Raw genomic sequence first — 24,318 nt, 5'->3', positions numbered from 1 at the left:
CCTTGATCCACTTGATTCCTTTGAGGATCTTGACAATTTGCTGCTGCTTCTATATCGCTTCAAAAGTAGTATATTGATGACTGATGTTTTCGGCTTGGACTAATCAACCTTTTTTTAAATTACTTTACTTTTTTTTGAAGGTTTTACGAAATCATGTCCATTTCTCTAATGGATGAATATGATACGGTTGAGGTGATAACTATGACAAACAAACAAAAAAAGGATTACATAGGCATTGTAATCCCTTCATGCTACAAAGAGCCTGCATTGAATGCAGACTGTATGGAACAAGCAAAATCCCCATTTTTCAAATGTTCACTTCCTATTAATAAAGGTTTTTCTGAAGCGGATGATACTAAATGTTGCTCCCTGCTAAATGAGCGGGGTTCCCGCATTAAATTGTTACTTTCAGCATTAAAGTCAAATAAAATTAAGCTTCATTCAGTTCCTGGATATGATGAATTTTCCCAAAGAGGTAAGGCATCATGAAATCCATAAGAGTCCTGATGGTGTTAGATACAATGGATGTAAGCGGAACGGAAACGCATGTATTGAGTCTTGTGAAGGAATTACAGTCTAGAGGAATATATACAGCAGTTGTTACTGGAAAAGGCAGCATGATTAGCCGGTTAAGAGAAACGGGATGTACAGTTCACCAAATGAATTTCCCTAAAACATTAACGATTAACTCGAATGAGGAACCTCCATTATTGAACAGCTTGGTAGCATTGTTACGAAAAGAACAGATTACACTAGTGCACGGGCACCAGATTATATCCGGCTACCTCTCTGCAAAGGCAGCTAAGCTCTCCAATATTCCGTTCGTCTTCACTCTGCACGGGACATACTTCCAAAAACCCGATATAAAAAGTGTGTTAGAGATTACAGATGCCGCGGTTGCAGTTAGTGAACCGGTAAAAAAACAAATTCAGCCACTTTTCCCAAAGAATATTTCAGTCATTGCAAATGGAATTGATACATCTGAATTTGCCCCTTCCCCATCATATGAATTAAGAAGACAAATGAATATTCCGCTGAATGCAAAAGTAATTCTTTACTGCAGCAGGATAACCCGGCATAAAGCAAAAATCTGCATGCTTTTAATCAAGGCTTGCAGGGATTTAAAATTAAAGGATATCCCCAACCTTCATGTAATCATCATCGGTAACGGCAACCAGCTCAAGGACATTAAGAATGTGGCTGCGAGCATCCAATCTTTATATAAAGAAGATTTCATTCATTTCACTGGGGAACAAAAAAATGTGAGAGACTATTATGCACTTGCAGATTATGTTGTAGGTACGGGCAGGGTTGCTTTGGAGGCTATGGCATGCGAAAGACCCGTTATTTCTTGTGGAAATCTCGGTTATTTTGGGGCGGTGAATAAGAAAAACTTTCAACAAGCTTGGGAATGCTACTTTGGGGATCACGCTGCAAAACAGACTTGCAGCCAAGCCATTCTTTATCGTGACTTACGCAACCTCCATCAATCAAATGCCGGTGTTCAAACAGGCAGGGATTTAAGGAAATTGGTAGTGAAACAATTCGATAGTAAAAAAAATATATTACCGCTTATTGAATTATATGAAAGTACAATTCAATCATTTGAACAGCAGCAGGCTATAAATTAATGGTTCTGCTGCTATTCAATCTCTCACGATGGCCATCTTTAGTAAAAGGGTTCTATTGATTCTTTATTAGGGAATAAACTACATAGATATTGGAGGCATAGAACTCTCGATTAATAACAGCCATTTTAGAAAATGAATGAATCTATTAAATAGAGTTTAGAACATTATTAAAATTTAAAGGCGGAATCCCATTTTTCAAATGGTTTTACTCGTAGGTATTTATGTACCTACGAGTCTTTATGTTACGTATCGCAATATACTTTTGAGTAAATTCGCTTCTATCAAATTCGGGGTTCAGGAAACATTCTGCCGTTGTTCGATATGATCATGTTTTCTCGCATTGGACATCTTATTGAGGGTAAGAAGTATTCCAGAAAGCCATATAATCACGATGCCTGTATAAATATATATGTGGGCTTCAATCGGAATCCATGTAGCTAATAATGTTCGTACATTGATCAAGATAATGAAACCACCGACTAAAACACCCATTAATTGAGCAGGAAGCATCCGGACCAACCAGGCTGCAATTGGTGCAGCAACCACCCCACCAATTATCAAAGCTACGACCCAAAGCCAATTGACAGCTTCCCATCCAAGCGAAATGATAAAACCAAGACTTCCGAAGAAAGCAATGGCAAATTCACTCGTATCAACAGTCCCTACGGCTTTTCTCGCTGTCATTCCTTTTTTTGACAATAAAACAGGCGTTGCAATAGGTCCCCAACCGCCTCCGCCTGTTGCATCACAAAAGCCTGCAAAAAGGCCTAACGGAATGGATTGTTTTGCGGTCAATGGCCTTACGGTTTCATTGTCCTTTGACGGTTTAAAAATAAATAAAAAGCGAAATAAAACGTATACACCAAGCCCAAATAAAAATATGGCAATGTACGGTTTAGCTAATTCGGCTGGCAGGTTGCTCAGGAAACAGGCACCTACAAATGCACCGACAGAACCTGGAATGATTAAGCGATAGACCATATTCTTATCCACGTTCCCAAACTTTATATGTGAAGCTCCGGAAACTGCTGTGGTCACTACTTCCGATAAATGTACGGATGCTGATGCTACTGCAGGGGCAATCCCGAATGTCAACAATAAGGAAGTGGAACTCACTCCATACCCCATCCCAAGCGAACCATCGATTAATTGGGCTAAAAACCCGATAAAGGCTAAAACGATTAACTTTTTCATGACATTCCCCTTTTTCAACTAAAATAGAACCTAGATAACATCGACCACCGTTTGCCAGTACAGATCATTTTGATCTATAAGACACAAAGAGGCACCTAACCAACATGAAATAACATGTTGGTTAGGTGCCTTCAGTTTTTCTGATCAGCCCATGATTTTTTTATTCAGCTTCTACTGGCATAAGCCTAGCTAAGAAACGATATCTTTCTTTTAGGGAATATTTATAAATATCCTCTATTGAATCTTTCAATAACTTAGATTTTTCCTCTTTTGAAAAGGAACCACTTTTAATGATCATCCTTGCTTCGAAAAGGAATTCAAGATAATCTTCATAAGATTCATCATATACTTTACCTAGGTCATTCCGAATTTTTTTTGCGAGAGTTGGACTTGCTCCATTGGTAGAAACACTAATGGAAAGCATGCCTCTATTCAATGTGGCCGGTATATGAAAGTTACCCAGCTCATGATTGCTGATTACGTTCACCAGCTGACTTTGGGATGCATTCTCGTATACTCGTTCATTAACTTCAGTAGAATTTGTTGCAACAATGATTAAAAACGCATCTTTATAGTCAGTTTCTTCCACTTCTTTAAGTAAGACTCGAATCTTACCTTCTTTCTCCAACAGTTGAAAACCCGTGCATATCTCGGGGCTTACGACGGTAACTTCGGCACCAGCTTCCAATAAGGGGCCCGCTTTAAAGTAACCTATTTTACCACCGCCGATGATGACACACTTTCTGTTCTCAATATTAAGCGTAATTGGATACATAGGCTCCCTCCCCACTCACTTCATGAATTCGTTCCGATATGGCTTGTTCAATCTTTGGATGATAACCTAGATATCGGCAAAGTATGATTTTTTGCTTCCCCTTTTTTTGGATCTTTTTTATGCCATTTTCAATCGACTGCATTAAGAGACCCGTAAACAATAGGTAAGGAATGATAAATACTTGGTTTGATCGAGATTCCCCTGCTATTTCCAATGCTTCTCCAAAGCTTGGTGTGGCGGCTGTCAAATAACATTCTTGCACACGGATTTCAGGAAACCTGTTCCTTAGCAGATCTGCCAATCGAGACAAATCCCGTTTCACGTCTGGATCACTGCTGCCCCTTCCAACCAATAAAACCAAGGAATCCTCCGTAACCCTTACATTTGTTTCCTCCAACCGTTCCACTAAAATGTCAACCATTTTATCACTGACACCAATCGGTCTTCCATATTTCAATTCAACGGCAGGGTACCGTTCTTTCATTTTGTTCAATATGACCGGAATATCATGCTTTGCATGTACAGCTGTCAGCAATAGAACTGGAATGGCGATGATCCTCGTCGCACCTTTTAGCACACATCGTTCGTAGGCCTCTTCTATCGTAGGAGTTTCCAATTCCAAGAAGCAATGCTCTTGAATGGAATTTGGCTGTGCTTGCATACAAACTTTAATAAAATCAATGGCTTGGGCTGAAGCTTCTTTAACGCGGCTGCCATGGCAAATATATAAAATGGCTTCCATTAAAAGGCCTCATTCGCCAACAAATTTTCAGTTTGTTTTCCTTCAAACCATTTAATTTTTTCCCGTAAATTAACGACATCGCCCACGACTATCATGCAAGGATTGGAAATCTGTTCGTTATTGGCCGTTTCCACTACATTAGCCAACGTACTGACAGCTGTTCTTTGCGTTGTTAATGTCCCCCAATGGATAAGGGCTACCGGAGTCTCTGGATTTTTTCCATGTTCCAAAAGTTTCCCTTGAATATATGGCAGGTTTTTAACACCCATGTAAATGGCTAATGTATCGATTCCTTTTGCTAGGGATTCCCACTTGATATTATCCTCTTCATCCTTTTTCCGATGGCCGGTAACAATTGCAAAAGATGAAGCGTGGTCCCTGTGTGTAACTGGAATTCCCGCATAAGCTGTAGCGGCGATTCCAGCCGTAATGCCTGGTACGACTTCAAAGCTCACGCCACTTTTGACGAGGGCTTCCGCTTCCTCGCCACCTCTGCCAAAGACGAATGGATCGCCGCCTTTCAAACGAGTGACCACTTTTCCCTTTTTTGCATATTTGACAAGGAACCGATTAATGGTATCCTGCTGCAACAAATGATAATCCGGCAGTTTCCCGCAATTAATCAGCTCGACACCGTCTTTTGCATGATTTAAAAGTTCTTTATTGACAAGTCGATCATATAAAATGACATCAGCTTCTTGAATGCATTTTAATCCTTTTAATGTAATTAAATCTGGATCTCCGGGACCGGCTCCTACTAGATATACTTTCCCCATTTTTGCAACCTGCCTTCCCTTAGAGAATTGTTTCGAATTTCGATAAAACGAAACCTGCTCCATTTTTAATTTTCTTTTTTTCGTATAATGAGATGTCATCCACTTCAGGCATTTTCAAATAATGCTTTTCCAGCTCGATATCAACAAGTTCAAACGCCTTTTCATCTGAATCGGCAACAATGATGACATGGATAGGTTCTTCCTTGATAATGACTTCAAAACGGTATAGATTCATGGATTGCTTACCTTCCCCTATTAAACGGCCACTTCCGTTAATATATCATCAAGCTTACTTTGTAACTCGGATATCCCTACCCTTTCCACAAAATCAAGAAAGGTTTCCGATAGAAGTTTCGTTTCTTTGAAAAATAGGATCAGTTCTTTCAGAACATGATAGAGCTTTTCAGCTTCCACTTTTCCTTTAAGTTTTTCATTGAACTTCCCGCCCTCATTCAGCGTTCCACCGACGTATATTTCAAAAGCCTCGACCATCTTTTTGTCCTGGTTTTTCATTTTTATGCCTTGCAGCCCAATTTCGGCGATGGCTCTTTGACCGCAATTATTTGGACAACCGACCATATGCATCCTTACAGGAACATCGAGATCTATTTCCTTGTCCAATGATTCAGAAATGGTCCTCATGCGGTCTTTTGTTTCAACGAGTGCCAGGTTGCAATACTCGATGCCTGTACAAGAAACGGAATAACCAATGAATTTTTTTGGGTGATATGGAAATCTTTCAAAGATGGATTCCTGTTTTAATTCCTCAAGTTTTGCATCCGGTACATTTGGAATGATTAGATTTTGAGAATTACAGTTGCGGATTTCACCATTTCCATATTTTTTCGCAAGTTCGGCAAACTCGATCACTTCGTCTGGATTTAGACGCCCAACGGGTATATTGACTCCAACATAGTTCAGACCATGCTGCTTTTGTTTATGGATGCCATAGAAATAACCTGCATTCCATCCCTTCACCGCACTTTCACCCTTTTCAGGAAGCGGACCGGTGTATTCCAGCAATTTTTCCTTGAATTGTTCAGGACCCCAATCAGCGACAAGGAATTTCAATCGTGAGCGATGACGCTTTTCACGGTACCCGAAGTCACGGAATATCGTCGTGATGGCGGCCGCTACTTCGACTGTTTTTTCAGGTGAAATGAATAAATCAAGTTCCTCTGCCAGCATTGGAACGGAGGATAGCCCACCGCCTACTTTTACGTGAAAACCAGCTACCTTTACTCCATCAATTACTTTTGTTGCTGGATTGAATGAAACACAGTTGATTTCAGCATTTGAAGCATTATGGATATTAGCACTTATGGACATTTTATATTTCCTCGGAAGGTTCGAATAGTCTTCGTTAAGGCGGAAATACTCAAATACATCATAAAGGACTTCGCGTGTATCGAAAAGTTCGTCTGGATCGATGCCTGCCAGTGCATTTCCGATGATATTGCGTGTGATATCACCACAAGCACCAGCCGTAGTCATTCCAACCTTTTCCAAACGATTTAAGATATCCGGGACTTGTTCAATGGTCAGCCAATGGAATTGAATGGCCTGACGGGTTGTAATGTCATATACGCCCCTCCCGTAATCTTTAGCGATGTTTGCTAGCGTTATTTGTTGATCATAAGTCAGGATACCGCCTGGAATAACGACACGCATCATCCAATAACCAGCTTCTTTTGGCCGTTGCAGGTAGAGACCTGCCCACTTGAACATATCCCAATTTTCTTTAGGGATGGACTCAAAACCATTTGCTGCGTAATGTGGAATATCATCAAATATCTTCAAGCCGTCTTTTTCCAATTTCCAGACTTCGGTTTTATTTTTAGCGATTAGTGGATTTTCCGACCAAAATTTCTCGTAAACCATTATATGTCCTCCTTGATTAAATCGCTTTCTTTGCTGTCAAATAACCGATTACCTGTTCAACGCACTCTTCAATGCTGTATTTGTCGGATTCTAAAATGATTTCCGGTTGTTCAGGTTCTTCGTATGGAGAGTCGATTCCTGTAAAATCTTTAATGATTCCCTTACGCGCCTTGTCATAAAGACCTTTTGGATCACGCACTTCGCACTCTTCGATCGGACACTTTATGTATACTTCGATAAACTCCCCTTCTTCGAGTAAATCACGGACAATCTGCCGATCTGCCCTGAAAGGTGATATGAAGGCGGTCAATACGAACTGCCCACTATCCACGAATAACTTGGAAACCTCACCGATCCGCCTAATATTCTCGGTTCGATCCTCTTCAGAAAAACCTAAATCTTTATTCAAACCATGACGGATATTATCCCCATCCAAAACATAACTTCGAATATTCCGATTATATAACTCTTTAGCGACTGCGTTCGCAATCGTTGATTTTCCGGAGCCCGAGAGACCCGTGAACCATAGAACTGTGCTTTCATGGCCATTCTGCTTCCGGCGGAGCTCCTTGGTCAATGACGTTTCATGCCAAGTGACATTCGTACTTTTACTCATTAATAATCCCCCTCTTCTTGTGATCCTTCAATTTATGTCCTATCAGTTATAAACTTCATTCTTTTTTAGACCTTCGATCAACACTTCGATGACTTCTTTACGGCTAAAGGTAGCTGGAGGAATTTCTCCATTTCGCAGCATTTCCCTTACCTTCGTTCCAGACAGGATGACATGGTCTTCCTTGCCATGCGGACAAGTTTTGGCGGAAGCCATATTGCCACATGCTTTACAGTAAAAACTATGTTCAAAGAATAATAGCGTGATCCCTAACTCATCGGCGTTGAAATTCCCAAAGATTTTTTGAGCATCATATGTGCCATAATAATCGCCCACACCCGCATGATCACGTCCGACGATAAAATGGGTGCAGCCATAATTTTTACGGACCATCGCATGGAAAATGGCTTCTCTAGGTCCTGCATAACGCATGGCAGCGGGGAAAACTGCAAGGGAGACGCGGTCCTTAGGATAATATTTTTCAAGAAGCACTTTATAGCTTTCCATTCTTACATCTGCCGGAATGTCATCGGATTTAGTGGCACCTACGAGAGGATTTAAGAATAAGCCGTCGACAATCTCCAATGCTGTTTTTTGAATGTATTCATGTGCACGGTGAACAGGGTTCCTCGTTTGGAAGCCGACAACCGTTTCCCAGCCTTTTTCAGCAAAAGCTTTCCTTGTCTCGACTGGGTCCAAATAATGAGCTTGAAACTGCGGACGCTCTATTCTCTTGATCAACTTTATTTCCCCGCCGGCATATACATCACCGCGGTTATATAAATTTTTCACTCCAGGGTGCTTCTCATCATCCGTTTGATAAACTAATGTCGCTTCCAATTGCTTATCTGGAGTATAAATATCGGAAACGGAGAGAACCCCGTATGTTTCACCATCATGAGTCAAGGTTACTTCTTCACCTATAGTAAGGGTTTCTGCAATTTCTTCGGTCAAAGGCAGCGTAATCGGGATGCTCCATACATGACCGCTGCTAAGCCTCATATCCTTGACCACTGTCTCATAGTCACTTTTTGTAAAGAATCCATTAATCGGACTGTAGGCACCAGTGCCTATCAATTCAAGATCACTTAAAGCAATTTCATCGATTTCGATTGACTTTGTTATTTTACTAATATCATAATTTGGTTCCCAAAGATCGATTAATGTTCCTCCGTGCGGTAAACTGATTGTCATGCTAATTTCCCCCTATGGTTTCTATTTATTTAAGATAAATGCAATCCGCATTCCGTTTTTTGAGCTCCTTGCCAACGGCCTGAGCGTAAATCATCTGCATTGAAGGCTGGTGCAGTACATGTTTTACATCCAATGCTCGGATATCCATTATCATGCAGGATATTATATGGAAGTCCGTTTTTGTGGGCGTAACGCCATACATCTTTCCATGTCCAATGTATGAGTGGACATATTTTAACTGATTTGAACTTATTATCCTTATTGATATACTCGGTCAAAGCCCTTGTTTCGGATTGCTCCCTCCGCAATCCCGAAAGCCATGCTGTTGCCGTTGAAAGCACATCGGTAAGCGGAATGATTTTACGGATGTTACAGCACTTATTGGAATCTCTAACCCATAATTCATCCCCATATTCAGCTGCTTGTTCCTCAAGCGTCAAGGCTGGTTTCTTCATTTCGATCGAAAGCTTTGGATATCGCTTTTTCACTTGCTCGATCAATTGATAAGTTTCCTCAAAATGAACATCTGTATCAAGGAAAACTATTTTGGCAGAAGGATTGACCTTCGCCAATAAATCCGTAAGCACGATGCCTTCAATGCCAAAACTGCAAGCATAAATCAGTTCGTTTCCATAATGGTCATTCGCCCATTGCAGAACTTCCAAAGCACCTTTTGTCTCACTGTCTTCGGGAAATACAGGGAAATCCCCAGTGTTGAAATTTTCATAGTTTATTAATGCAGCCAACTTTGTAGCCCCCTCTAAAAACTTGCTGTACCAGGTTAGAGTAACTATTGATCACTACCCGTTGTAATCTTCTCCAGTTTGTTTGACTCTAGGAAAAAAAGAGACGAATCTAACCAATACTCTCTTTATATCAGTTAAACCCGCCTCTAGTTTTTCTAGTCAGCAGATACCTTATTTAATTCTTAATTTTTCATTTCTTTCCATTTGAATGATTTTACCATCCTGGACAATAAGTGTAATGGATCCATATTTCATAGAATTAAGCATTTCTTGAAGTCGTTCAAATATTTCTTCAAGCTGATTCTCTTTATCCAAGCCTGTTCCTCCTTTAAGAAAATCCGCGAATTTCTTATTTTCACCGCTGATTAAATGAATTTCTTAGATTTATATAATTCCAAACAACCTTACATTGTTATGGTTTGCCTACAACTTTCCAAAAAAACAAAAATCTTTCCATGATGGAAAGATCCCAAGGTAAATATCTTTACCTTATCTTCCAAAATGATCAACATTTTGTTGGAGGTAGCACCTTGCATCGATCATGCAGGTTGCTGGACTTCAAAGGGCCAATTCCCTCCGTCGCTCTGGATAAGTTTTATTATTTTAAATATTAACATATATTTAATCCTTGTCAATGGAGTTTTCTTATAAAATAACTTGGTTTAATATTATGGATGAACTGTTATTTTTATACACACTATTCCAATTATGATTTTATGTTCATGTAAATACGAAAATAGACTCGTCTTTTTAGATAAAAACTCCAAAAAAATGAGTCTATTTTCATTAACAAGCCTATTATTGGCGCCTGTCATCATTTAAAATAATAATTTTTCGAATTCCAGCCCTTTTTATAGAAGGGAGAATTCATTAATTTCTTAACTGTATCGCTTCTATAAATTCTTGAACTTGACTCTGGACCCGATCAATTAAATGCAAATCATTAATCGGGTTTTCTGAATTCTGTTTATCTATTTCTTTATCAACAAAATAAATGCCCTGCAGCGGCTCGCCTTTTAAAATTGAAATTAATGGTTTAAGTGCGTAGTCAATCGCCAATAGATGCCTGTTACTTCCGCCAATCATGATTGGCAGTACTGGCTTGCCCTTAAAAGCACCTTCTGGCAGCAAATCAATCAAGGCCTTCAATACACCTGTATAAGAAGCCTTATAAACCGGTGAACCAATAATGATTCCTCTAGCTGCTTGAATTCTCTCTGAAAGCTTTAAGATATCTTCACTGTTATATTTGCCTTGAAATAAATCATCTGCTGAGAAATCCGTAATTGAGTAATAAGCTGTGGTAAATCCTTCGTTTTCGACTAATGATTGAATATGTTTTAGTGAGATGTCCGTTCTGGACGGAATAGCCGGACTTCCTGATAAAATTACGATATCACTCATTTAATATACCCCTCCAATATTACATGATTTCCAGATAAAATCTTCGTACAGTATGCTTTTATCGTAATAGTCTGAAAAATATAAGTCAAATCTTACACTCTGGTTTAAAGAATTCACAAGTTTACTCCATCGGATCTGAAGGAAAATAAAACGGTCATATTTGCGGCTTGATGCTCATGCCCTTCAATATGACCGTTTCATTATGTATGTTTTTGTTTTCCATGAATGCCATATACCAAAAGTTGAGCAATGCTCTTAATTCGTTCAGAAGTAAAATATGGCTCCTTTTTCTGCTGATGGATCTCATAATGTGTAGATAATGCCAATGTGAAAGAAATGATCCCTACATTAAATAGGATAATATCAGAGATATATTGTATCTCACCACTATCTATTCTCTTCTGTATTTCAATATGCCTGGCATTCGGCTTAAAGATCTGATCTACATATTGCTTCGAAATATCTTGATCGAATTGTGTTTCCCTGAATAGTATCGAAAACTGTTCTTTATTATCAAGAATTTTATTTATCATGGTACAAACATGATTCTCCACTAGATCATCCGTAGATAGATGGCTAGTGCCCTCTTCAGATTCCTCTTTCTCATCAGGGGTAATGGTAGCCAATAGTAAATCTTTTTTGCTGTCAAAGTATTTGTAAATAGTAGCTTCGGAAACATTGCAAGCAGAGGCAATTTCATTCGTTCTTGTCATGTCAAAACCTTTAGTGGCAAAAAGAGTCCGGGCTACACTTATGATTCGTTCTTTCGTTTGCTGCCCTTTTTTCAAAAATATCAACCTTCTTTTATAATGATAAGACCAGTGTCACCAATCTATTTTCCATGATATCCCGATGGTATCAATCGGTCAATATTACCTTTGATTCATTAGAATCCAATATTCCCATATATCATAAATAGAAAACATCGTCTGATTGGGACGATGTTTTCTTTTAGTGAAAATCATTTAAAAGCTGCATAGCCATCATCGACCATGACTACACTTCCATTGATCGCATCCGCTTCCTCTAACGATAATAGATAGACGGCATTTGCAACGGCTTCTGGCTTAATTAATTTACCGCGCATTTGACTTGCATTCAATTTATCGATGATTCCCATATCTTTATAGCCTTGAATGATAGGAGTGTCAACCCCGCCTGGAGCAATGCCCACTACCCGTATGCCATAAGCACCTAATTCCAAAGCAGCTGTCTGTGTCATCATTCTTACAGCTCCTTTAGTTGCCTGATAGGCAAAGGTTCCGTGGGAAGCTAAGTAACCGAACACAGAAGCGGTATTAATAATGACACCCTTGTTACCTAACTCCTTCATTTTCCGTCCTGCTGCCATGATACCAAAGGCAACTCCATGCTGGTTCACTCCAATCGTTTTGAAATAACCCTCCATATCTTGATCGAGGATCATACCGCCTGCACCGATGCCGGCATTATTAAACATGATATCGATCCTTCCGAATGTTTCCACTGTTTTGTTGATTAAGGATTCAACATCTTCCTGTTTAGAAACATCCGTTTTAACAAAAATGGCCTCTCCGCCATCTGCTGTTATCTGTTCAACGGTTTCCTGTCCCATTTCTTCATTAAAATCCGCAACAACGACCTTGTCCCCTTTTGCTGCGAATTTCAAGCATGCGGCTCGGCCAATACCGCTTGCTCCTCCTGTAATAACTGCAACTCTTGCAGACATATACATTCCCCTTTCAACACTAAAAAATATAGTAAGTATTTACTTACTTTTTTATTATAAAAGTAAGGAATATGTAATTCAAGCAATTTGTATTTTTATAGACTTTTGAGCTTTCAAAAGTAAAGCTGTCCTATTAATAGGACAGCTTTACTTGTTTAACAGGTTTTCAATTCGGCCTTACCTATGGATGTCTTCACCATTTCAATGAAAAGCTGCATAAAACGATCATCACCTGTTAATTCTGGATGAAACGCACTAACGAGGACATGGTCTTGTCTCGCAGCCACTACATTCTCTTCATAAACAGCCAATACTTCTACACCTTCTCCAATTCCATCAGCAAATGGCGCCCGGATGAAAACTGCCTTATAAGGGGTTTCCATTCCTTTGATTGATAGTTCAGCCTCGAAACTATCCTTTTGACGTCCAAATCCGTTCCTTTTCACGGAAATGTCCATTAGTCCGAGATAGGCCTTCTCATCGCCAGTCAATTCATTGGCCGCCAATACCATCCCTGCACATGTACCGAAAATTGGTTTTTTATCTGCGAAGAAAGTTTTGACCGGTTCCATAAATCCATAACGATCCATTAGCTTCCTCATCGTCGTGCTTTCTCCGCCTGGAATGATCAAGCCATCGATTTCCAGCAACTGCTCCGGTTTTTTTACTATAATTGCTTGTTCACCGGCAGCTTTGATTTGATTCAAGTGTTCTTCAACTGCTCCCTGTAATCCCAAAACACCAATAGTTATCATATTACCATCCACGTTCCTGCATCCGTTCTGCCGGAGCTAGTTTGGAAATATCAATTCCTTTCATTGCACTGCCTAACTCTTTGGACAACCGGCCAATCAATTCATAATCGGTGAAATATGTAGTAGCTTGAACGATTGCCGATGCGAATTTTTCTGGATTTTCAGATTTAAAAATACCAGACCCAACGAAAACGCCATCTGCTCCCAATTCCATCATCAATGCCGCATCTGCTGGAGTGGCAATTCCGCCGGCTGCAAAGTTGACTACAGGCAATTTACCTGTGCGTTTGATTTCTCTTAAAATTTCATAAGGGGCTCCAATGTTTTTGGCCTCTGTCATTAATTCATCATCACTCATGATGCTCACTTTACGAATTTGTGACTGTACCTTCCTCATATGACGCACAGCTTCCACTATATTACCCGTTCCTGGTTCTCCTTTTGTACGAAGCATTGATGCTCCTTCGCCAATACGGCGTGCAGCTTCGCCTAAATCACGGCAGCCACAAACGAAAGGTACGGTGAAATCACTTTTTAGAATATGGTATTCTTCATCAGCAGGAGTCAGCACTTCACTTTCATCGATATAATCCACTCCCATGGATTCCAGGACCCTTGATTCAACAATATGGCCAATCCGTGCTTTCGCCATGACCGGGATGGACACTGCATTCATTACTTCCTCGACAATTCGCGGATCTGCCATTCTAGCTACACCGCCAGCCGCACGGATGTCAGAAGGTACCCTTTCCAACGCCATGACAGCGACAGCACCCGATGCTTCTGCGATTTTTGCTTGTTCTGCGTTAATGACGTCCATGATTACGCCACCCTTTTGCATTTGTGCCATTCCTCTTTTTACTGTGTCAGTTCCTAATAATTTTTCCATTTTTCTTTTCCTCCTAATATTTGCATTTTTTAGATTTGTTAGACTTAGTATAAAAAAGAGTTGACCGCATTGAAAGTGTCAGTTTTAATAAGTTTAATGGGGTCAGCAAAAACTCTTAAAAAAGGTGGAAACAAAATGAATATGCTTTCTTGCGATTTAAATCGGTTAAGTGAAGTACCTTTGTACGAACAATTATATTCATATATTAAAAAAGAAATCATTGATGGCCGTCTTCTTTACGGCACAAAACTGCCTTCCAAACGGAAATTGGCAGAGTTCCTTCAATTAAGTCAAAATACTGTCGAGACTGCATATGAACAATTGACTGCTGAAGGATATGTTGAAGTCATACCAAGAAAAGGGTACTATATTCAAACATTCGAGGATTTAGAGTATACACAAACTAACCAAGTTTCCTTAGAGCAAAATATTCATAAAGAGAGGGAAGTGCTGTATCATTTTCATCCTAGCCAAATTGATACGGAACACTTCCCATTTGAAAAATGGAGAAAATACACGAAAAGCAAAATCGATAAAGCACATCAAGATCTTCTTTTACTTGGGGATTCTCAAGGGGAATATGAATTGCGATGTGAAATTGCCCATTATTTGTATCATGCACGTGGTGTACAATGTGTTCCCGAACAAATCATCATTGGTGCAGGAATGGAAATATTATTGCAGCAGCTTGTCCTTCTTTTCGATAAAAATGCCATCTATGGTGTTGAAGATCCTGGGTATCACTTGATTCATCGGATTTTACGCAGCTACCCAAATGAAGTCCATCCACTGCAAATTGATGAAGAAGGCGTAAAGGTGAACCAAATTGAAGATTCAAACATCGACGTCGTGTATGTCACTCCCTCACATCACTTCCCCAATGGGACAATCCTATCGGTTAACAGACGGACTCGATTGTTGAACTGGGCTCAAGGGGCAGCAAACCGCTATATTATCGAAGACGATTATGATAGTGAATTTCGTTATAGTGGAAAAACAATCCCTTCCTTACAAAGTATGGATGCTGGAGATAAGGTGATTTATTTAGGGTCATTTTCCAAATCATTGATGCCATCAATTCGGATCAGTTATATGGTTCTTCCCGCTCCATTGTTACAAATGCATCAACAGGAATTATCTTTTTACCATTCAACCGTTTCTCGGATTGATCAGCATGTGTTGACACAGTTCATGAAGGAAGGGGATTTTGAAAAGCATTTGAATCGGATGAGGAAGGTGTACCGGCGTAAGTTGGATAAAGTGATCGAGCTGTTTAAACCCCATCAACAAATAAAAATCGTTGGTGAGCGGTCAGGATTGCATATCATCCTCGACGTTAAGAATGGCATGGATGAACAGACACTTATTCAAAAGGCAAACGAAAATCATATTAAAATTTATGGCTTATCGACATATTCGATCGAAAAAATTGACGAACATCCTCCAAAAATCATATTGGGCTTTGCAGGTATCCCTGAATCCGAATTGGAAAAAGCCATTCACCTTTTATTAAACTCATGGGGAATATAAAGAAAAAAAGAAGTTCACGAAAGTGAACTTCTTTAAGTTGTCGATAAAATGGAGTTCGGAATCGACTTATCAGGGTTTCCCTTCATTATTCCGAATGACTGGCTAGCCGAGAACCCGGCTAAATGCTTGCTGTGAGGAGGCTTGGCAGGAAGTTAGCACAAAGAACGGTTTCGATATAAGGGCCGCAAAATAATGCTCGGGGTCCGAATAATGCGGTGTAGATCGAATAAACGGCGTGAACGGTCGAATTAAGTGTGGTGTAGGTCGAATAAACGGCGTGAACGGTCGAATAAAGTGCGGTGTAGGTCGAATAACTGCTTCGGCTGAAAAAGACTGCAGGCAAACTCGCTTTTCTTCGAGTTTGCCTGCAGTCTGATAAATTAACTCTAGTGAACATTTTTTAGCTTTTAGATAAATACTGTTCCATCATAACCTTTGGTACCATGCTCCCGCCGGTCGCCCAGATGATATGTGTGGACTGGTTCATTTTATCCGCCAGTTTTTGGTCCAAGAGATATTTCTTTCCTTCTGGGGCTCTAAAAAGTTGTATCGGACCCAATGCTCCGGCGAGGGCAGATGGCTCTAAATAATGACCTTCCGTCTCTGCCATTCCCCTGAGCAGATCGAATAACCTATTATCCTCTATGGTATAGCTGCCGCTTAACATCGTCGTCATCATACGGGAAACCAATGCTGAAGGCCTTCCGACAGCAAGACCATCCGCTTCCGTCTTATTATCGATGCCAAAGTCCTGCACCGAGATTTTGTCATGAAGGCCTGTCATCAATCCGAGCGTCATGCATGGTGAATGTGTCGGCTCTGCAAAAAAACAATGTACATCATCTTCAAAGGCTAACTTGAGCCCATATGTAATACCACCGGGCCCTCCGCCGACTCCGCATGGCAAGTACACAAACAAAGGGTGATCTTCGTCTACTGGTATGGACATATCTTTCAGTTGTTTCTTCAGGCGCGTTGCAGCTGTCGCATAACCTAGCAGTAGATCCATTGAATTTTCATCATCAATAAAATGGCAATCGGGATCAAGTGATGCTTCATTACGGCCTTCTTCTACAGCTTTACTATAATCATCATCATATTCCTTTACAATGACCCCAAGACTTGTTAATTTATCCTTTTTCCACTGTTTGGCATCTGCCGACATATGGACCGTTACTTTGAATCCCAACTTAGCGCTTATTATTCCAATACTCATTCCTAAATTGCCGGTTGAACCGACAGCAATCGAATATTTTGAAAAAAGCTCTTTGTATTCATCACTCGCAAGTATTCCATAATTATCAGTCCGCTTTAAACGACCATGCTTCATTGCTATTTCCTCAGCACGTTTTAAGACCTCATAAATACCTCCGCGAGCCTTGATTGAACCTGATATTGGTAAATGACTGTCACATTTCAGCAAAAGTTTCCCAGCCATTTTAGTTCCATAGGATTTTTCCAAGTTTTTTTGCATGGAAGGAATCTCGACTAGTGGTGATTCAATGATTCCCTCCATTGGTTCGGTTTCTGGAAAAGCTTTAATTATATAATTGGCAAATCTATTTAATCTTTCCTCAGCAGATTTAACTTGTTCAGCTTGGACGATTGGGTTTTCTTGTTTGTTACCGAAATCTGGATTCGTCCAGAAGACTTCGTTCATCTTTATCACATTATTAAGTATAGGATCTTTCGCTTTCCAATCCATGATCGATAAACCAGCGATTTTATGCATCTCCACAGCAGTCCCTCCCGGATATGTAGTTTTCATTTCTACTATAACTCAACAAACTGCAATAAAGATTACCATTTTCACTTTTTTACGAATAATCAGCTAGAAAGTTAAATTCACTTTTAATTTCCCACGCACACTATTAATAAACCATATTTCCTCAGCGTTATTAAGGTCAGCCTTTGAAATCGGTTTTTCCTTGATTTCCTTCTTCCTGATCAAGTCTTGACGAAATGTTCCAGCAAGCAGACCTGATTCCACCGGAGGCGTATAGTGGTCACCATTTATCTTTACTACTACATTTCCGTTCGTGAATTCAGTGATGAATCCTTCTTCATTCCAAAGCAGAACATCATGGAAGTCAGGATTATTCATTTGAAAGCCTTCATATACATCACGATTGGTGGTCTTATGAAATAGAAATGGATTTGTACTTGATATTGGAGTTTCAGCCAAGATAGCCGTAAATTCTGTATCAAGGGGCTTGATTTCTTGTCCGGAGACTTCAATTTCACCATTTTCATGAAGTAATACCCTTACCTTTTGTAACGTCCCTTGATTCATATCCGCATACTTTTGAAGTTGTTCTCTAAGATTCAATTCAGAGAACCGGTAATCGAAGTAATCAGCGGATTGTTTCATCCGATCGATATGATCAGTCAACAAATAATATTCGCCATCGTTGAGCTTCATCGATTCCAATAGTTTGTAAGCAGGCCTTTCCACCGTCAATAATTTGGCTTTTAAAAACGCTTCGTCATATTCTTCCGATAGCTCGGAATCCCAAGTGATTCCCCCGCCTACCCCATACTCGGCTTTCCCAGTTTCGTTATCGATCACGACGGTACGAATCGGAACATTAAAGACTGCTTCGGATTCAGGGGTGATGAACCCGATTGCACCGCAATAAACTTCACGTGGTGAATTCTCGATATCAGCGATGATCTCCATCGTTTTAATTTTAGGTGCCCCTGTTATCGATCCACAAGGAAAGAGAGCCCTGAATATATCAATGATTGTGGTTCCTGGATTCGTATCGGCGGTAATCGTGGATGTCATTTGCCAAACGGTCGGATATTTTTCAATCGCCTTAAGCTGTGGTACCTTGACGCTTCCTGATTCTGCAATCATTCCCAAATCATTTCTGAGCAGGTCCACAATCATGTAGTTTTCAGCTTGATTCTTTTCCGAGGCTGCCAACCAGTCTGCATTAAGCTGATCCGTTTCCAGTGTTGTTCCCCGCTTCACCGTTCCCTTCATTGGCCGAGTAATCAGCTGACCATCTTCCCAACGGAAAAACAACTCGGGTGAAGCCGATAGGATTCGATGTGTCCCCACATTCAAATATGCACTATAGTTCGAGCGTTGAGCTCTCTTCAAGCGATCAAAGAAAGCGAAGTCATCTCCTTCGAACTTGGATTGTAAACGCATCGTGTAATTGACCTGATACGTATTGCCTTTCTCGATTTCCGATTTTATCCTTTTAAACCCGGAATGATAGGTGTGTGAATCCGTTTCTGATTGCCATTCTGCCAAATTAAAAGCTCCTGACATTTTTTCAGGTAATTCTTCTTCCGGTTTATCAAAAATCCCGAACCATAATAACGGCATTTTGGCTCCATCTTTTACTTTAAAAGATTTTTCAAAAGCAGGTGCCGCTTCATAGGAAACGTATCCCGCTGCATAATGCCCCTGTTCGATCGCCTCCTGGACTTTTTGAAATTGAGGAATGACATCCTCAATTGAATGGGCGGTGAACACTTTTTTCGGGTTCGTAAAATATAAAGGCCTGCTGTCACCTTGTTTATCTGTGAAGTGAAATATTAAGGATAAAGGATCTTCTCGTTTCATTCTTCTCTCCTAACTTTGTTTATGAAGTAAATCGGTATGTATTTTACAAAAAAGCTTGCAGACACGGAATCTGCAAGCTCATTCTTTGACACTTATTTCATCCCAGTAACCTCTGCAATGATTTCATAAGAACGAAGGCGTGCATCCTGATCATAAATGGCAGAGTTTATAATCATTTCATCCGCCTGGGTTTCATCTAAAAAGGTCTGCAACTGCTCTTTTACCTCTTCCGGATTTCCTATAATGGAGGCATTAAGTTGTTTCAGGACAATGGCCTTTTCATATTCTGTCCAAAGGCCTTCCATCGTATCAACTGGAGGAGCAAGTTGTCCTGGTGTATTACGGATCAAATTCAAGAATTGCTGTTGATAAGATGTAGCAATCCTTTGCGCTTCTTCCGTCGTATCAGCTGCAAATACATTAATACCAACCATGACATATGGTTTATCGAGAACGTCGGATGGTTGGAAATTATTGCGGTAACGAGCTAAAGCAGGTTGAGTATTTTCAGGGGAAAAATGGCTTGCAAATGAAAATGGCAATCCCAGCTGAGCTGATAATGCTGCACTGAAGCCACTTGAACCAAGCAGCCAAATCGGAATGTCCTGTCCTTCGCCAGGGATGGCACGAACACGATTATGTTTGGAATCCGCATCCAAATAACTGCGGAGCTGCGCCAATTGTTCAGGGAAATCCTGACCGTTATTGCGTACATCACCCCTAAGTGCCATGGCTGTATATTGGTCGCTTCCCGGAGCTCTCCCAAGTCCCAAATCTATTCTACCAGGATACATTGCTTCCAATGTACCAAATTGTTCTGCGATAACGAGCGGGGCATGATTCGGCAGCATTATGCCACCAGAACCGACGCGAATTCTTTTCGTCTTTCCTGCCACATAGCCTATGAGCACTGACGTTGCAGAGCTTGCAATCCCTGGCATGCTATGGTGTTCTGCAACCCAGAAACGGTTATAATTCCATTGCTCCACATGCTTTGCTAAATCTACTGTATTTTTAAAAGCTCCCGAAACTGTACCACCCTCAACAATAGAAGCCAGGTCCAGAACGGAAAAAGAAATGTCGCTAAGTTTTTTTGCATGTTGATCAGCATTCATATCTTCATCTTCTTTCTTTCAATTATGATAAATTGGACGCAAAGCCATCATATAGAAAATGCACACAAAATGCACACAAAATGCTCGAAGGGATTAACTGTTAAGAATTTCCCTGGCAATCAAACGAAACGAATTAAGCCTATCCTCCAACTTATGAGTGATGGTTATCAGCATGATTTCATCTGCTAAATATTTCTCCTCAATCTCCAAAAGACGATTCTTCACTTGTGAAGGGGTACCAAAAATCAATTTTTCATGCATGGTTTCCATGAGTGCTTTTTCTTTTTCAGTCCAAACATGATTCCTTACCTCTTCTATGCTTGGAACCCGCCTACTTCCACCTTGTCCACTTTGAATTTTCCATAGGGTGTTGCTAAGAGCGATTTCCTTTGCAAGTTCCTCGGTTTCCGCGCATATGGCAGCAACCGTAACGATAGTTTTAGGAGCTTTAAGTAAACCTTTCGATTGGAAGTTAACACGGTATTGCTGAAAACTCTGCACTCCATCATTTTCACTCATAAATTCACCAAATGCGTATGCAGTACCGTTCTCAGCGGCAAGTTTTGCGCTTTTCCCGCTTGTTCCCAATATCCATGGTTCAGGAGATACCTTTGGGATAGGAGCAGCAGAAATTTTTGAAAAGGGATGTCCTTTCGGAAATTCATCTCTAAGAAAATTCAACAGTTCTTGAACTAGTTCTGGCATTTTGTAAACATTCTGAAGAAAATTATCGGATAAGGCCATCGTAGCTTCGGCAGATCCACCAGGAGCACGTCCCAGCCCCAAATCAATCCTGCCTGGAAAAAGGGTCGCAAGCATATTATAAGTCTCCGCTATCCGATATGGCTTATAATGCGGAAGCAGCACTGCCCCAGATCCAATCCGGATCTTTTTGGTTTGCGCAGCAATATAGCTGATCAACACCTCAGGAACGGAACAGGCCAATCCCGGCAGATCATGATGTTCAGTAAACCAGATTCTGCTATAACCAAGCCTATCGCCTTCTTGAGCAAGTTGCAGTGAGGCCTGTAATGCTTCTTGTGCAGATTGTCCGGATGCAATTGGGGATTGATCTAATATAGCCAGTTTCATTTTATTCCCCCCTTCTTGTCTTTCGTTACTTAATAGTAAATCATAACTATTCGAAAGTCGCCTGAAACGCTTGCTTTGTTATTTTAGTTTGCTGCCTTTAACAAAAAATATAAGGAGTTGAATTCAAATTGGAGAGTATGGATTCATTATATATTCTAGCGAGGTGTTTACTTTAATATATAATGATGGCAGGAAGATCAAGGAGTTTTATCTTTATTCTATCGAGGTCTATTTAAGTATATATATGTATATGAAGAAAGGCCCTTATTAAGGGCCTTTTCCGAGCTATTCACTTTTTTTGAATTGATACAGTAATTCATCTGCCATGATTTTTGAATCCAAACGAGCCGCTATATATGGAGGCTGGACCCGATTATTGGACTCTACGGGTAAACCTAGCCAGACAACTCGTTTATCCAAGATGATAAACGAAAAGGAAACTGGTGAACAAATAAATTGATCAGAGTGGATATCAAGGTTTCTTTTTGCTGAAATGATCGTCAATTTCACTGCAGGGTTTCGTTTCATTAAATATTGCTGCCATTCTTCTGACAAACTGCTCAGATCCGGAACAGCGAAAACCATCTCTTGTTTTGTTGATACCATATCTTCCTGAAAGTCTCCCAATTTACGGGCATGCATCCATTGTAATCTCGGGTGCTGATGTTTTACCCATTTTCCAATGTCTTTCTTTGATACAATCTGATCATTTTGAATTTGATGATCGACAAGCTGACGAAGTGTTTTGCTGCGATAAACGTGTTTGTTAACAAATGAAGTGTCACATACATGTACGAACTTACCCTTTGTCCTTGTTATGGCCACGTTAATGAGCCTTTCACTTTCTCTCCCTGTCAATAACATTCCAGCCCTGTTTTGCGGATAACTATCAACTGTGTCAAAAATCATCATCTCCCGTTCACTTCCTTGGAAACGATGTACCGTTGCAGCGATGATATCCGCCGTTTGCCGTTCTTTGTCATATAAGTCATCCAATAGTTTTTCCATTAAATCTGCCTGGGCACGATATGGGGCAACATAACCGATTGACCTTGCCCCGCCCACATAAGCTTCATGAATCAGTTGAAAAGATAAAAGCAATTGCCATATATTCATTCTCGAGTGGGATGTACGTTCAGTGATGCAATATTCCCCTGCTAAGCTAGTATCGAGCAGTGCCGCTGCCTTATTGGCAAATGGTTCGGCCAGCATGATTCCCTCCCTGCTGGTCGCAACACTTTTATGATCGCCAACAAAATTGTTATAGACGACACGATTAGTAAATGCTGAAATATCCGGATGCATGCGGCGCTGTTCCTTTAATAGGAATAAATGGGGATGAAGTTCTCCTTCTTCAACAGACTGGGCGACACCAGCCCGATGAAAAATGTCTTCCTTTAGCCAAAGCTTCACCAGGGAATCACGAGCCGAAGCAATGGGTGGCAATTGTTTGAAATCACCACAAACGATAATATGCTTGGCTAACGCTGCAGCAAAAGCCACCTGAGGTACGTAAGCCATACTCGCTTCGTCCAAAATGACCAGATCATACTCCTTTTGATAAACCGTTTCATCATTTGCGGCTTTAGCCAAGGTCGTTCCGATGACTTTTGCTTCTTTTACGAATTGAATCTCTTTTTGGCGGATTTTCTCCAAGACTTTGGCCAGCTTTTTCTCTATCTCAATTAATTGATCTGTATCCCTTATACTGAAGGACCCTGCCAAGTCATGCTTTAACAGACGTTTCTCTTCGCCAAGCTCTTCTTTTTCTTTAATTAATGACGGTTCATGTTTACCTAATAATTGCCCTGTAACAATATCATCATGAATGGCTAGTGATTCACCGATTTGAGATCCATAGCGAAGCACATCGCCTTCTTTGAAACGATCTTTCTTTTTAATGAAAGACGAAATTTCAGCCATCAAAACGTCGACAGCCTGGTTGCTATGGGACAAAACCAGAACTTTTTTATCCTGTAAATAATGATTGGCTACTGTACGAGCCAATGTATAGGTTTTTCCTGTTCCAGGTGGTCCCCAAACAAAAGTGACAGGATTGAATTTCGAACGGGCATATAATTCTTTCACGCTGCTTTGTTTATCAATTAAAGGATGTTTTTGCGGCATGGACGGATCCATCAGGCGCTTGATCCGAAGCCTTTTCCTTTTGCTTCTCTTGATTTCATCCAAGCGGATGATCAATTGCTCCAGCAATTCCCAGGGGTCGTGGTATAAAAAGGCTTCATCGATCATATCGCCTAGCGAGCGATCAAAAACAATGATTATGCTTTTCCCTTCCGATGAGAGGATTCTTCCCTCCTGCTTAATCCCTCCCCATTCGAGCCGAACGAGGGAACCGACCGGGATTTTTATCGATGAACCTGTTTCGAAATAATAGTTAAAAGTTTCGTCACCTGTAAGCAGATGGCCGTTCGAAACCAGGTATTTTGTGCTGCCATATTTTTTCAAATGCAGGATTTCAAGTTGAAGCGCCTGCTGCCATTCTTTTATATAATTAACTGTCGTATTCATTTTTCACTTTCCTCACAAAATATGCCATTGAAGTACAAAGAAACTGGCCCATTGGCTAGGCTCCGAAGTAGAAAATAACGCTGTTACCAAGACTTATTTCGCGCAATACCTGTTTCTTAAGCATATAAAATAAGGCCCAATCAATAGATTGGGCCTCTCCT

The 24,318-nt window shown here is 40.4% G+C and carries 23 protein-coding genes and 1 riboswitch; of the genes, 3 read left to right on the top strand and 20 right to left on the bottom strand.

Going from position 1 to position 24,318, the window contains the following annotated elements; translation table 11 throughout:
• Positions 1-201 precede the first annotated feature (201 nt).
• Complete coding sequence (locus MPH60_RS09285) at positions 202-489, top strand: hypothetical protein (RefSeq protein WP_241590765.1); 288 nt, start codon at positions 202-204, stop codon at positions 487-489.
• Positions 486-1,631 (top strand): glycosyltransferase, encoded by a 1,146-nt coding sequence (locus tag MPH60_RS09280; protein WP_241590767.1) that lies wholly within the window; start codon positions 486-488, stop codon positions 1,629-1,631. Before MPH60_RS09285 ends, MPH60_RS09280 begins: the two co-directional genes overlap by 4 nt.
• A 294-nt stretch (positions 1,632-1,925) precedes the next feature.
• On the opposite strand, the gene MPH60_RS09275 is transcribed toward MPH60_RS09280, so the two are convergent.
• From MPH60_RS09275 to pdxS, 15 genes are all read right to left on the bottom strand, one after another.
• Positions 1,926-2,825, bottom strand: a complete 900-nt coding sequence (locus MPH60_RS09275; RefSeq protein WP_241590768.1) for a sulfite exporter TauE/SafE family protein — start codon at positions 2,823-2,825, stop codon at positions 1,926-1,928.
• Positions 2,826-2,985: 160 nt separating this feature from the next.
• The gene (locus MPH60_RS09270) at positions 2,986-3,600 is read right to left on the bottom strand and encodes an NAD(P)-binding protein (RefSeq protein ID WP_241590770.1); all 615 of its coding nucleotides are present in this window, start codon (positions 3,598-3,600) and stop codon (positions 2,986-2,988) included.
• The gene (locus tag MPH60_RS09265) at positions 3,581-4,342 is read right to left on the bottom strand and encodes a sirohydrochlorin chelatase (RefSeq protein ID WP_241590772.1); all 762 of its coding nucleotides are present in this window, start codon (positions 4,340-4,342) and stop codon (positions 3,581-3,583) included. Before MPH60_RS09265 ends, MPH60_RS09270 begins: the two co-directional genes overlap by 20 nt.
• Entirely contained in the window at positions 4,342-5,118 is a 777-nt protein-coding gene (gene cobA, locus MPH60_RS09260; protein WP_241590774.1) for a uroporphyrinogen-III C-methyltransferase, read from the bottom strand. Before cobA ends, MPH60_RS09265 begins: the two co-directional genes overlap by 1 nt.
• 19 nt (positions 5,119-5,137) lie before the next feature.
• Positions 5,138-5,353 carry a DUF3906 family protein gene (locus MPH60_RS09255; protein ID WP_241590775.1) on the bottom strand — a complete coding sequence of 72 codons (216 nt, stop codon included), beginning with the start codon at positions 5,351-5,353 and terminating at the stop codon, positions 5,138-5,140.
• A gap of 20 nt (positions 5,354-5,373) precedes the next feature.
• Positions 5,374-6,999 carry a nitrite/sulfite reductase gene (locus tag MPH60_RS09250; protein ID WP_241590777.1) on the bottom strand — a complete coding sequence of 542 codons (1,626 nt, stop codon included), beginning with the start codon at positions 6,997-6,999 and terminating at the stop codon, positions 5,374-5,376.
• Between the two features lie 16 nt (positions 7,000-7,015).
• Positions 7,016-7,615: an adenylyl-sulfate kinase gene (cysC, locus tag MPH60_RS09245; protein WP_241590779.1), complete on the bottom strand. Its 600-nt coding sequence runs from the start codon at positions 7,613-7,615 to the stop codon at positions 7,016-7,018.
• Between the two features lie 42 nt (positions 7,616-7,657).
• Entirely contained in the window at positions 7,658-8,806 is a 1,149-nt protein-coding gene (gene sat / locus MPH60_RS09240) for a sulfate adenylyltransferase (RefSeq protein WP_241590781.1), read from the bottom strand.
• A gap of 29 nt (positions 8,807-8,835) precedes the next feature.
• Positions 8,836-9,540: a phosphoadenylyl-sulfate reductase gene (locus MPH60_RS09235; RefSeq protein ID WP_387549249.1), complete on the bottom strand. Its 705-nt coding sequence runs from the start codon at positions 9,538-9,540 to the stop codon at positions 8,836-8,838.
• A gap of 183 nt (positions 9,541-9,723) precedes the next feature.
• On the bottom strand, positions 9,724-9,867 hold the full coding sequence (locus tag MPH60_RS09230; RefSeq protein WP_072273036.1) for a YezD family protein: 144 nt from the start codon (positions 9,865-9,867) through the stop codon (positions 9,724-9,726).
• Between the two features lie 171 nt (positions 9,868-10,038).
• Positions 10,039-10,147: riboswitch (SAM riboswitch) on the bottom strand.
• Positions 10,148-10,422: 275 nt separating this feature from the next.
• On the bottom strand, positions 10,423-10,956 hold the full coding sequence (gene ssuE, locus MPH60_RS09225) for an NADPH-dependent FMN reductase (RefSeq protein ID WP_241590783.1): 534 nt from the start codon (positions 10,954-10,956) through the stop codon (positions 10,423-10,425).
• A 200-nt stretch (positions 10,957-11,156) separates the two neighbouring features.
• Positions 11,157-11,744: a TetR/AcrR family transcriptional regulator gene (locus MPH60_RS09220; RefSeq protein ID WP_241590784.1), complete on the bottom strand. Its 588-nt coding sequence runs from the start codon at positions 11,742-11,744 to the stop codon at positions 11,157-11,159.
• A 173-nt stretch (positions 11,745-11,917) separates the two neighbouring features.
• A complete protein-coding gene (locus MPH60_RS09215; RefSeq protein WP_241590786.1) occupies positions 11,918-12,664 on the bottom strand; it encodes an SDR family NAD(P)-dependent oxidoreductase in 747 nt (248 codons plus the stop codon).
• A 155-nt stretch (positions 12,665-12,819) separates the two neighbouring features.
• On the bottom strand, positions 12,820-13,419 hold the full coding sequence (pdxT, locus tag MPH60_RS09210) for a pyridoxal 5'-phosphate synthase glutaminase subunit PdxT (RefSeq protein ID WP_241591041.1): 600 nt from the start codon (positions 13,417-13,419) through the stop codon (positions 12,820-12,822).
• Position 13,420: 1 nt separating this feature from the next.
• A complete protein-coding gene (gene pdxS / locus MPH60_RS09205) occupies positions 13,421-14,308 on the bottom strand; it encodes a pyridoxal 5'-phosphate synthase lyase subunit PdxS (protein WP_076369529.1) in 888 nt (295 codons plus the stop codon).
• 135 nt (positions 14,309-14,443) lie between these two features.
• Here pdxS and pdxR point away from each other — a divergent pair, with 135 nt between their 5' ends.
• Positions 14,444-15,838, top strand: coding sequence for a MocR-like pyridoxine biosynthesis transcription factor PdxR (pdxR, locus tag MPH60_RS09200; RefSeq protein WP_241590788.1), 1,395 nt, complete (start codon positions 14,444-14,446; stop codon positions 15,836-15,838).
• A 400-nt stretch (positions 15,839-16,238) separates the two neighbouring features.
• Here pdxR and MPH60_RS09195 read toward each other — a convergent pair whose 3' ends face one another.
• From MPH60_RS09195 to MPH60_RS09175, 5 genes are all read right to left on the bottom strand, one after another.
• Entirely contained in the window at positions 16,239-17,570 is a 1,332-nt protein-coding gene (locus MPH60_RS09195; RefSeq protein ID WP_241591044.1) for a D-serine ammonia-lyase, read from the bottom strand.
• A 99-nt stretch (positions 17,571-17,669) separates the two neighbouring features.
• Positions 17,670-19,418, bottom strand: a complete 1,749-nt coding sequence (gene pabB, locus MPH60_RS09190; RefSeq protein WP_241590790.1) for an aminodeoxychorismate synthase component I — start codon at positions 19,416-19,418, stop codon at positions 17,670-17,672.
• A gap of 92 nt (positions 19,419-19,510) precedes the next feature.
• Positions 19,511-20,533: an LLM class flavin-dependent oxidoreductase gene (locus MPH60_RS09185; protein ID WP_241590792.1), complete on the bottom strand. Its 1,023-nt coding sequence runs from the start codon at positions 20,531-20,533 to the stop codon at positions 19,511-19,513.
• Positions 20,534-20,626: 93 nt separating this feature from the next.
• Complete coding sequence (locus MPH60_RS09180; protein WP_241590794.1) at positions 20,627-21,625, bottom strand: LLM class flavin-dependent oxidoreductase; 999 nt, start codon at positions 21,623-21,625, stop codon at positions 20,627-20,629.
• Between the two features lie 285 nt (positions 21,626-21,910).
• On the bottom strand, positions 21,911-24,157 hold the full coding sequence (locus tag MPH60_RS09175; RefSeq protein ID WP_241590795.1) for an AAA domain-containing protein: 2,247 nt from the start codon (positions 24,155-24,157) through the stop codon (positions 21,911-21,913).
• Positions 24,158-24,318: the final 161 nt, after the last annotated feature.

The organism is Peribacillus sp. Aquil_B1 (assembly GCF_022603275.1).
Lineage (GTDB): Bacteria > Bacillota > Bacilli > Bacillales > DSM-1321 > Peribacillus.
Note: the sequence above shows the minus strand (reverse complement) of the source record. Positions and strands in the feature narration are given on the sequence as shown.

Excerpts from the sequence above, each read along its gene's own strand:
- MPH60_RS09255 (WP_241590775.1), bottom strand. The coding sequence starts at position 5,353 with ATGAATCTATACCGTTTTGAAGTCATTATCAAGGAAGAACCTATCCAT.
- MPH60_RS09175 (WP_241590795.1), bottom strand. The coding sequence starts at position 24,157 with ATGAATACGACAGTTAATTATATAAAAGAATGGCAGCAGGCGCTTCAA.
- MPH60_RS09180 (WP_241590794.1), bottom strand. The coding sequence starts at position 21,625 with ATGAAACTGGCTATATTAGATCAATCCCCAATTGCATCCGGACAATCT.
- MPH60_RS09280 (WP_241590767.1), top strand. The coding sequence starts at position 486 with ATGAAATCCATAAGAGTCCTGATGGTGTTAGATACAATGGATGTAAGC.
- MPH60_RS09275 (WP_241590768.1), bottom strand. The coding sequence starts at position 2,825 with ATGAAAAAGTTAATCGTTTTAGCCTTTATCGGGTTTTTAGCCCAATTA.
- cysC (WP_241590779.1), bottom strand. The coding sequence starts at position 7,615 with ATGAGTAAAAGTACGAATGTCACTTGGCATGAAACGTCATTGACCAAG.
- sat (WP_241590781.1), bottom strand. The coding sequence starts at position 8,806 with ATGACAATCAGTTTACCGCACGGAGGAACATTAATCGATCTTTGGGAA.
- MPH60_RS09270 (WP_241590770.1), bottom strand. The coding sequence starts at position 3,600 with ATGTATCCAATTACGCTTAATATTGAGAACAGAAAGTGTGTCATCATC.
- MPH60_RS09215 (WP_241590786.1), bottom strand. The coding sequence starts at position 12,664 with ATGTCTGCAAGAGTTGCAGTTATTACAGGAGGAGCAAGCGGTATTGGC.
- pdxR (WP_241590788.1), top strand. The coding sequence starts at position 14,444 with ATGAATATGCTTTCTTGCGATTTAAATCGGTTAAGTGAAGTACCTTTG.
- MPH60_RS09195 (WP_241591044.1), bottom strand. The coding sequence starts at position 17,570 with ATGCATAAAATCGCTGGTTTATCGATCATGGATTGGAAAGCGAAAGAT.
- MPH60_RS09285 (WP_241590765.1), top strand. The coding sequence starts at position 202 with ATGACAAACAAACAAAAAAAGGATTACATAGGCATTGTAATCCCTTCA.
- pdxT (WP_241591041.1), bottom strand. The coding sequence starts at position 13,419 with ATGATAACTATTGGTGTTTTGGGATTACAGGGAGCAGTTGAAGAACAC.
- pabB (WP_241590790.1), bottom strand. The coding sequence starts at position 19,418 with ATGAAACGAGAAGATCCTTTATCCTTAATATTTCACTTCACAGATAAA.
- pdxS (WP_076369529.1), bottom strand. The coding sequence starts at position 14,308 with ATGGAAAAATTATTAGGAACTGACACAGTAAAAAGAGGAATGGCACAA.
- MPH60_RS09185 (WP_241590792.1), bottom strand. The coding sequence starts at position 20,533 with ATGAATGCTGATCAACATGCAAAAAAACTTAGCGACATTTCTTTTTCC.
- ssuE (WP_241590783.1), bottom strand. The coding sequence starts at position 10,956 with ATGAGTGATATCGTAATTTTATCAGGAAGTCCGGCTATTCCGTCCAGA.
- MPH60_RS09265 (WP_241590772.1), bottom strand. The coding sequence starts at position 4,342 with ATGGAAGCCATTTTATATATTTGCCATGGCAGCCGCGTTAAAGAAGCT.
- MPH60_RS09250 (WP_241590777.1), bottom strand. The coding sequence starts at position 6,999 with ATGGTTTACGAGAAATTTTGGTCGGAAAATCCACTAATCGCTAAAAAT.
- cobA (WP_241590774.1), bottom strand. The coding sequence starts at position 5,118 with ATGGGGAAAGTATATCTAGTAGGAGCCGGTCCCGGAGATCCAGATTTA.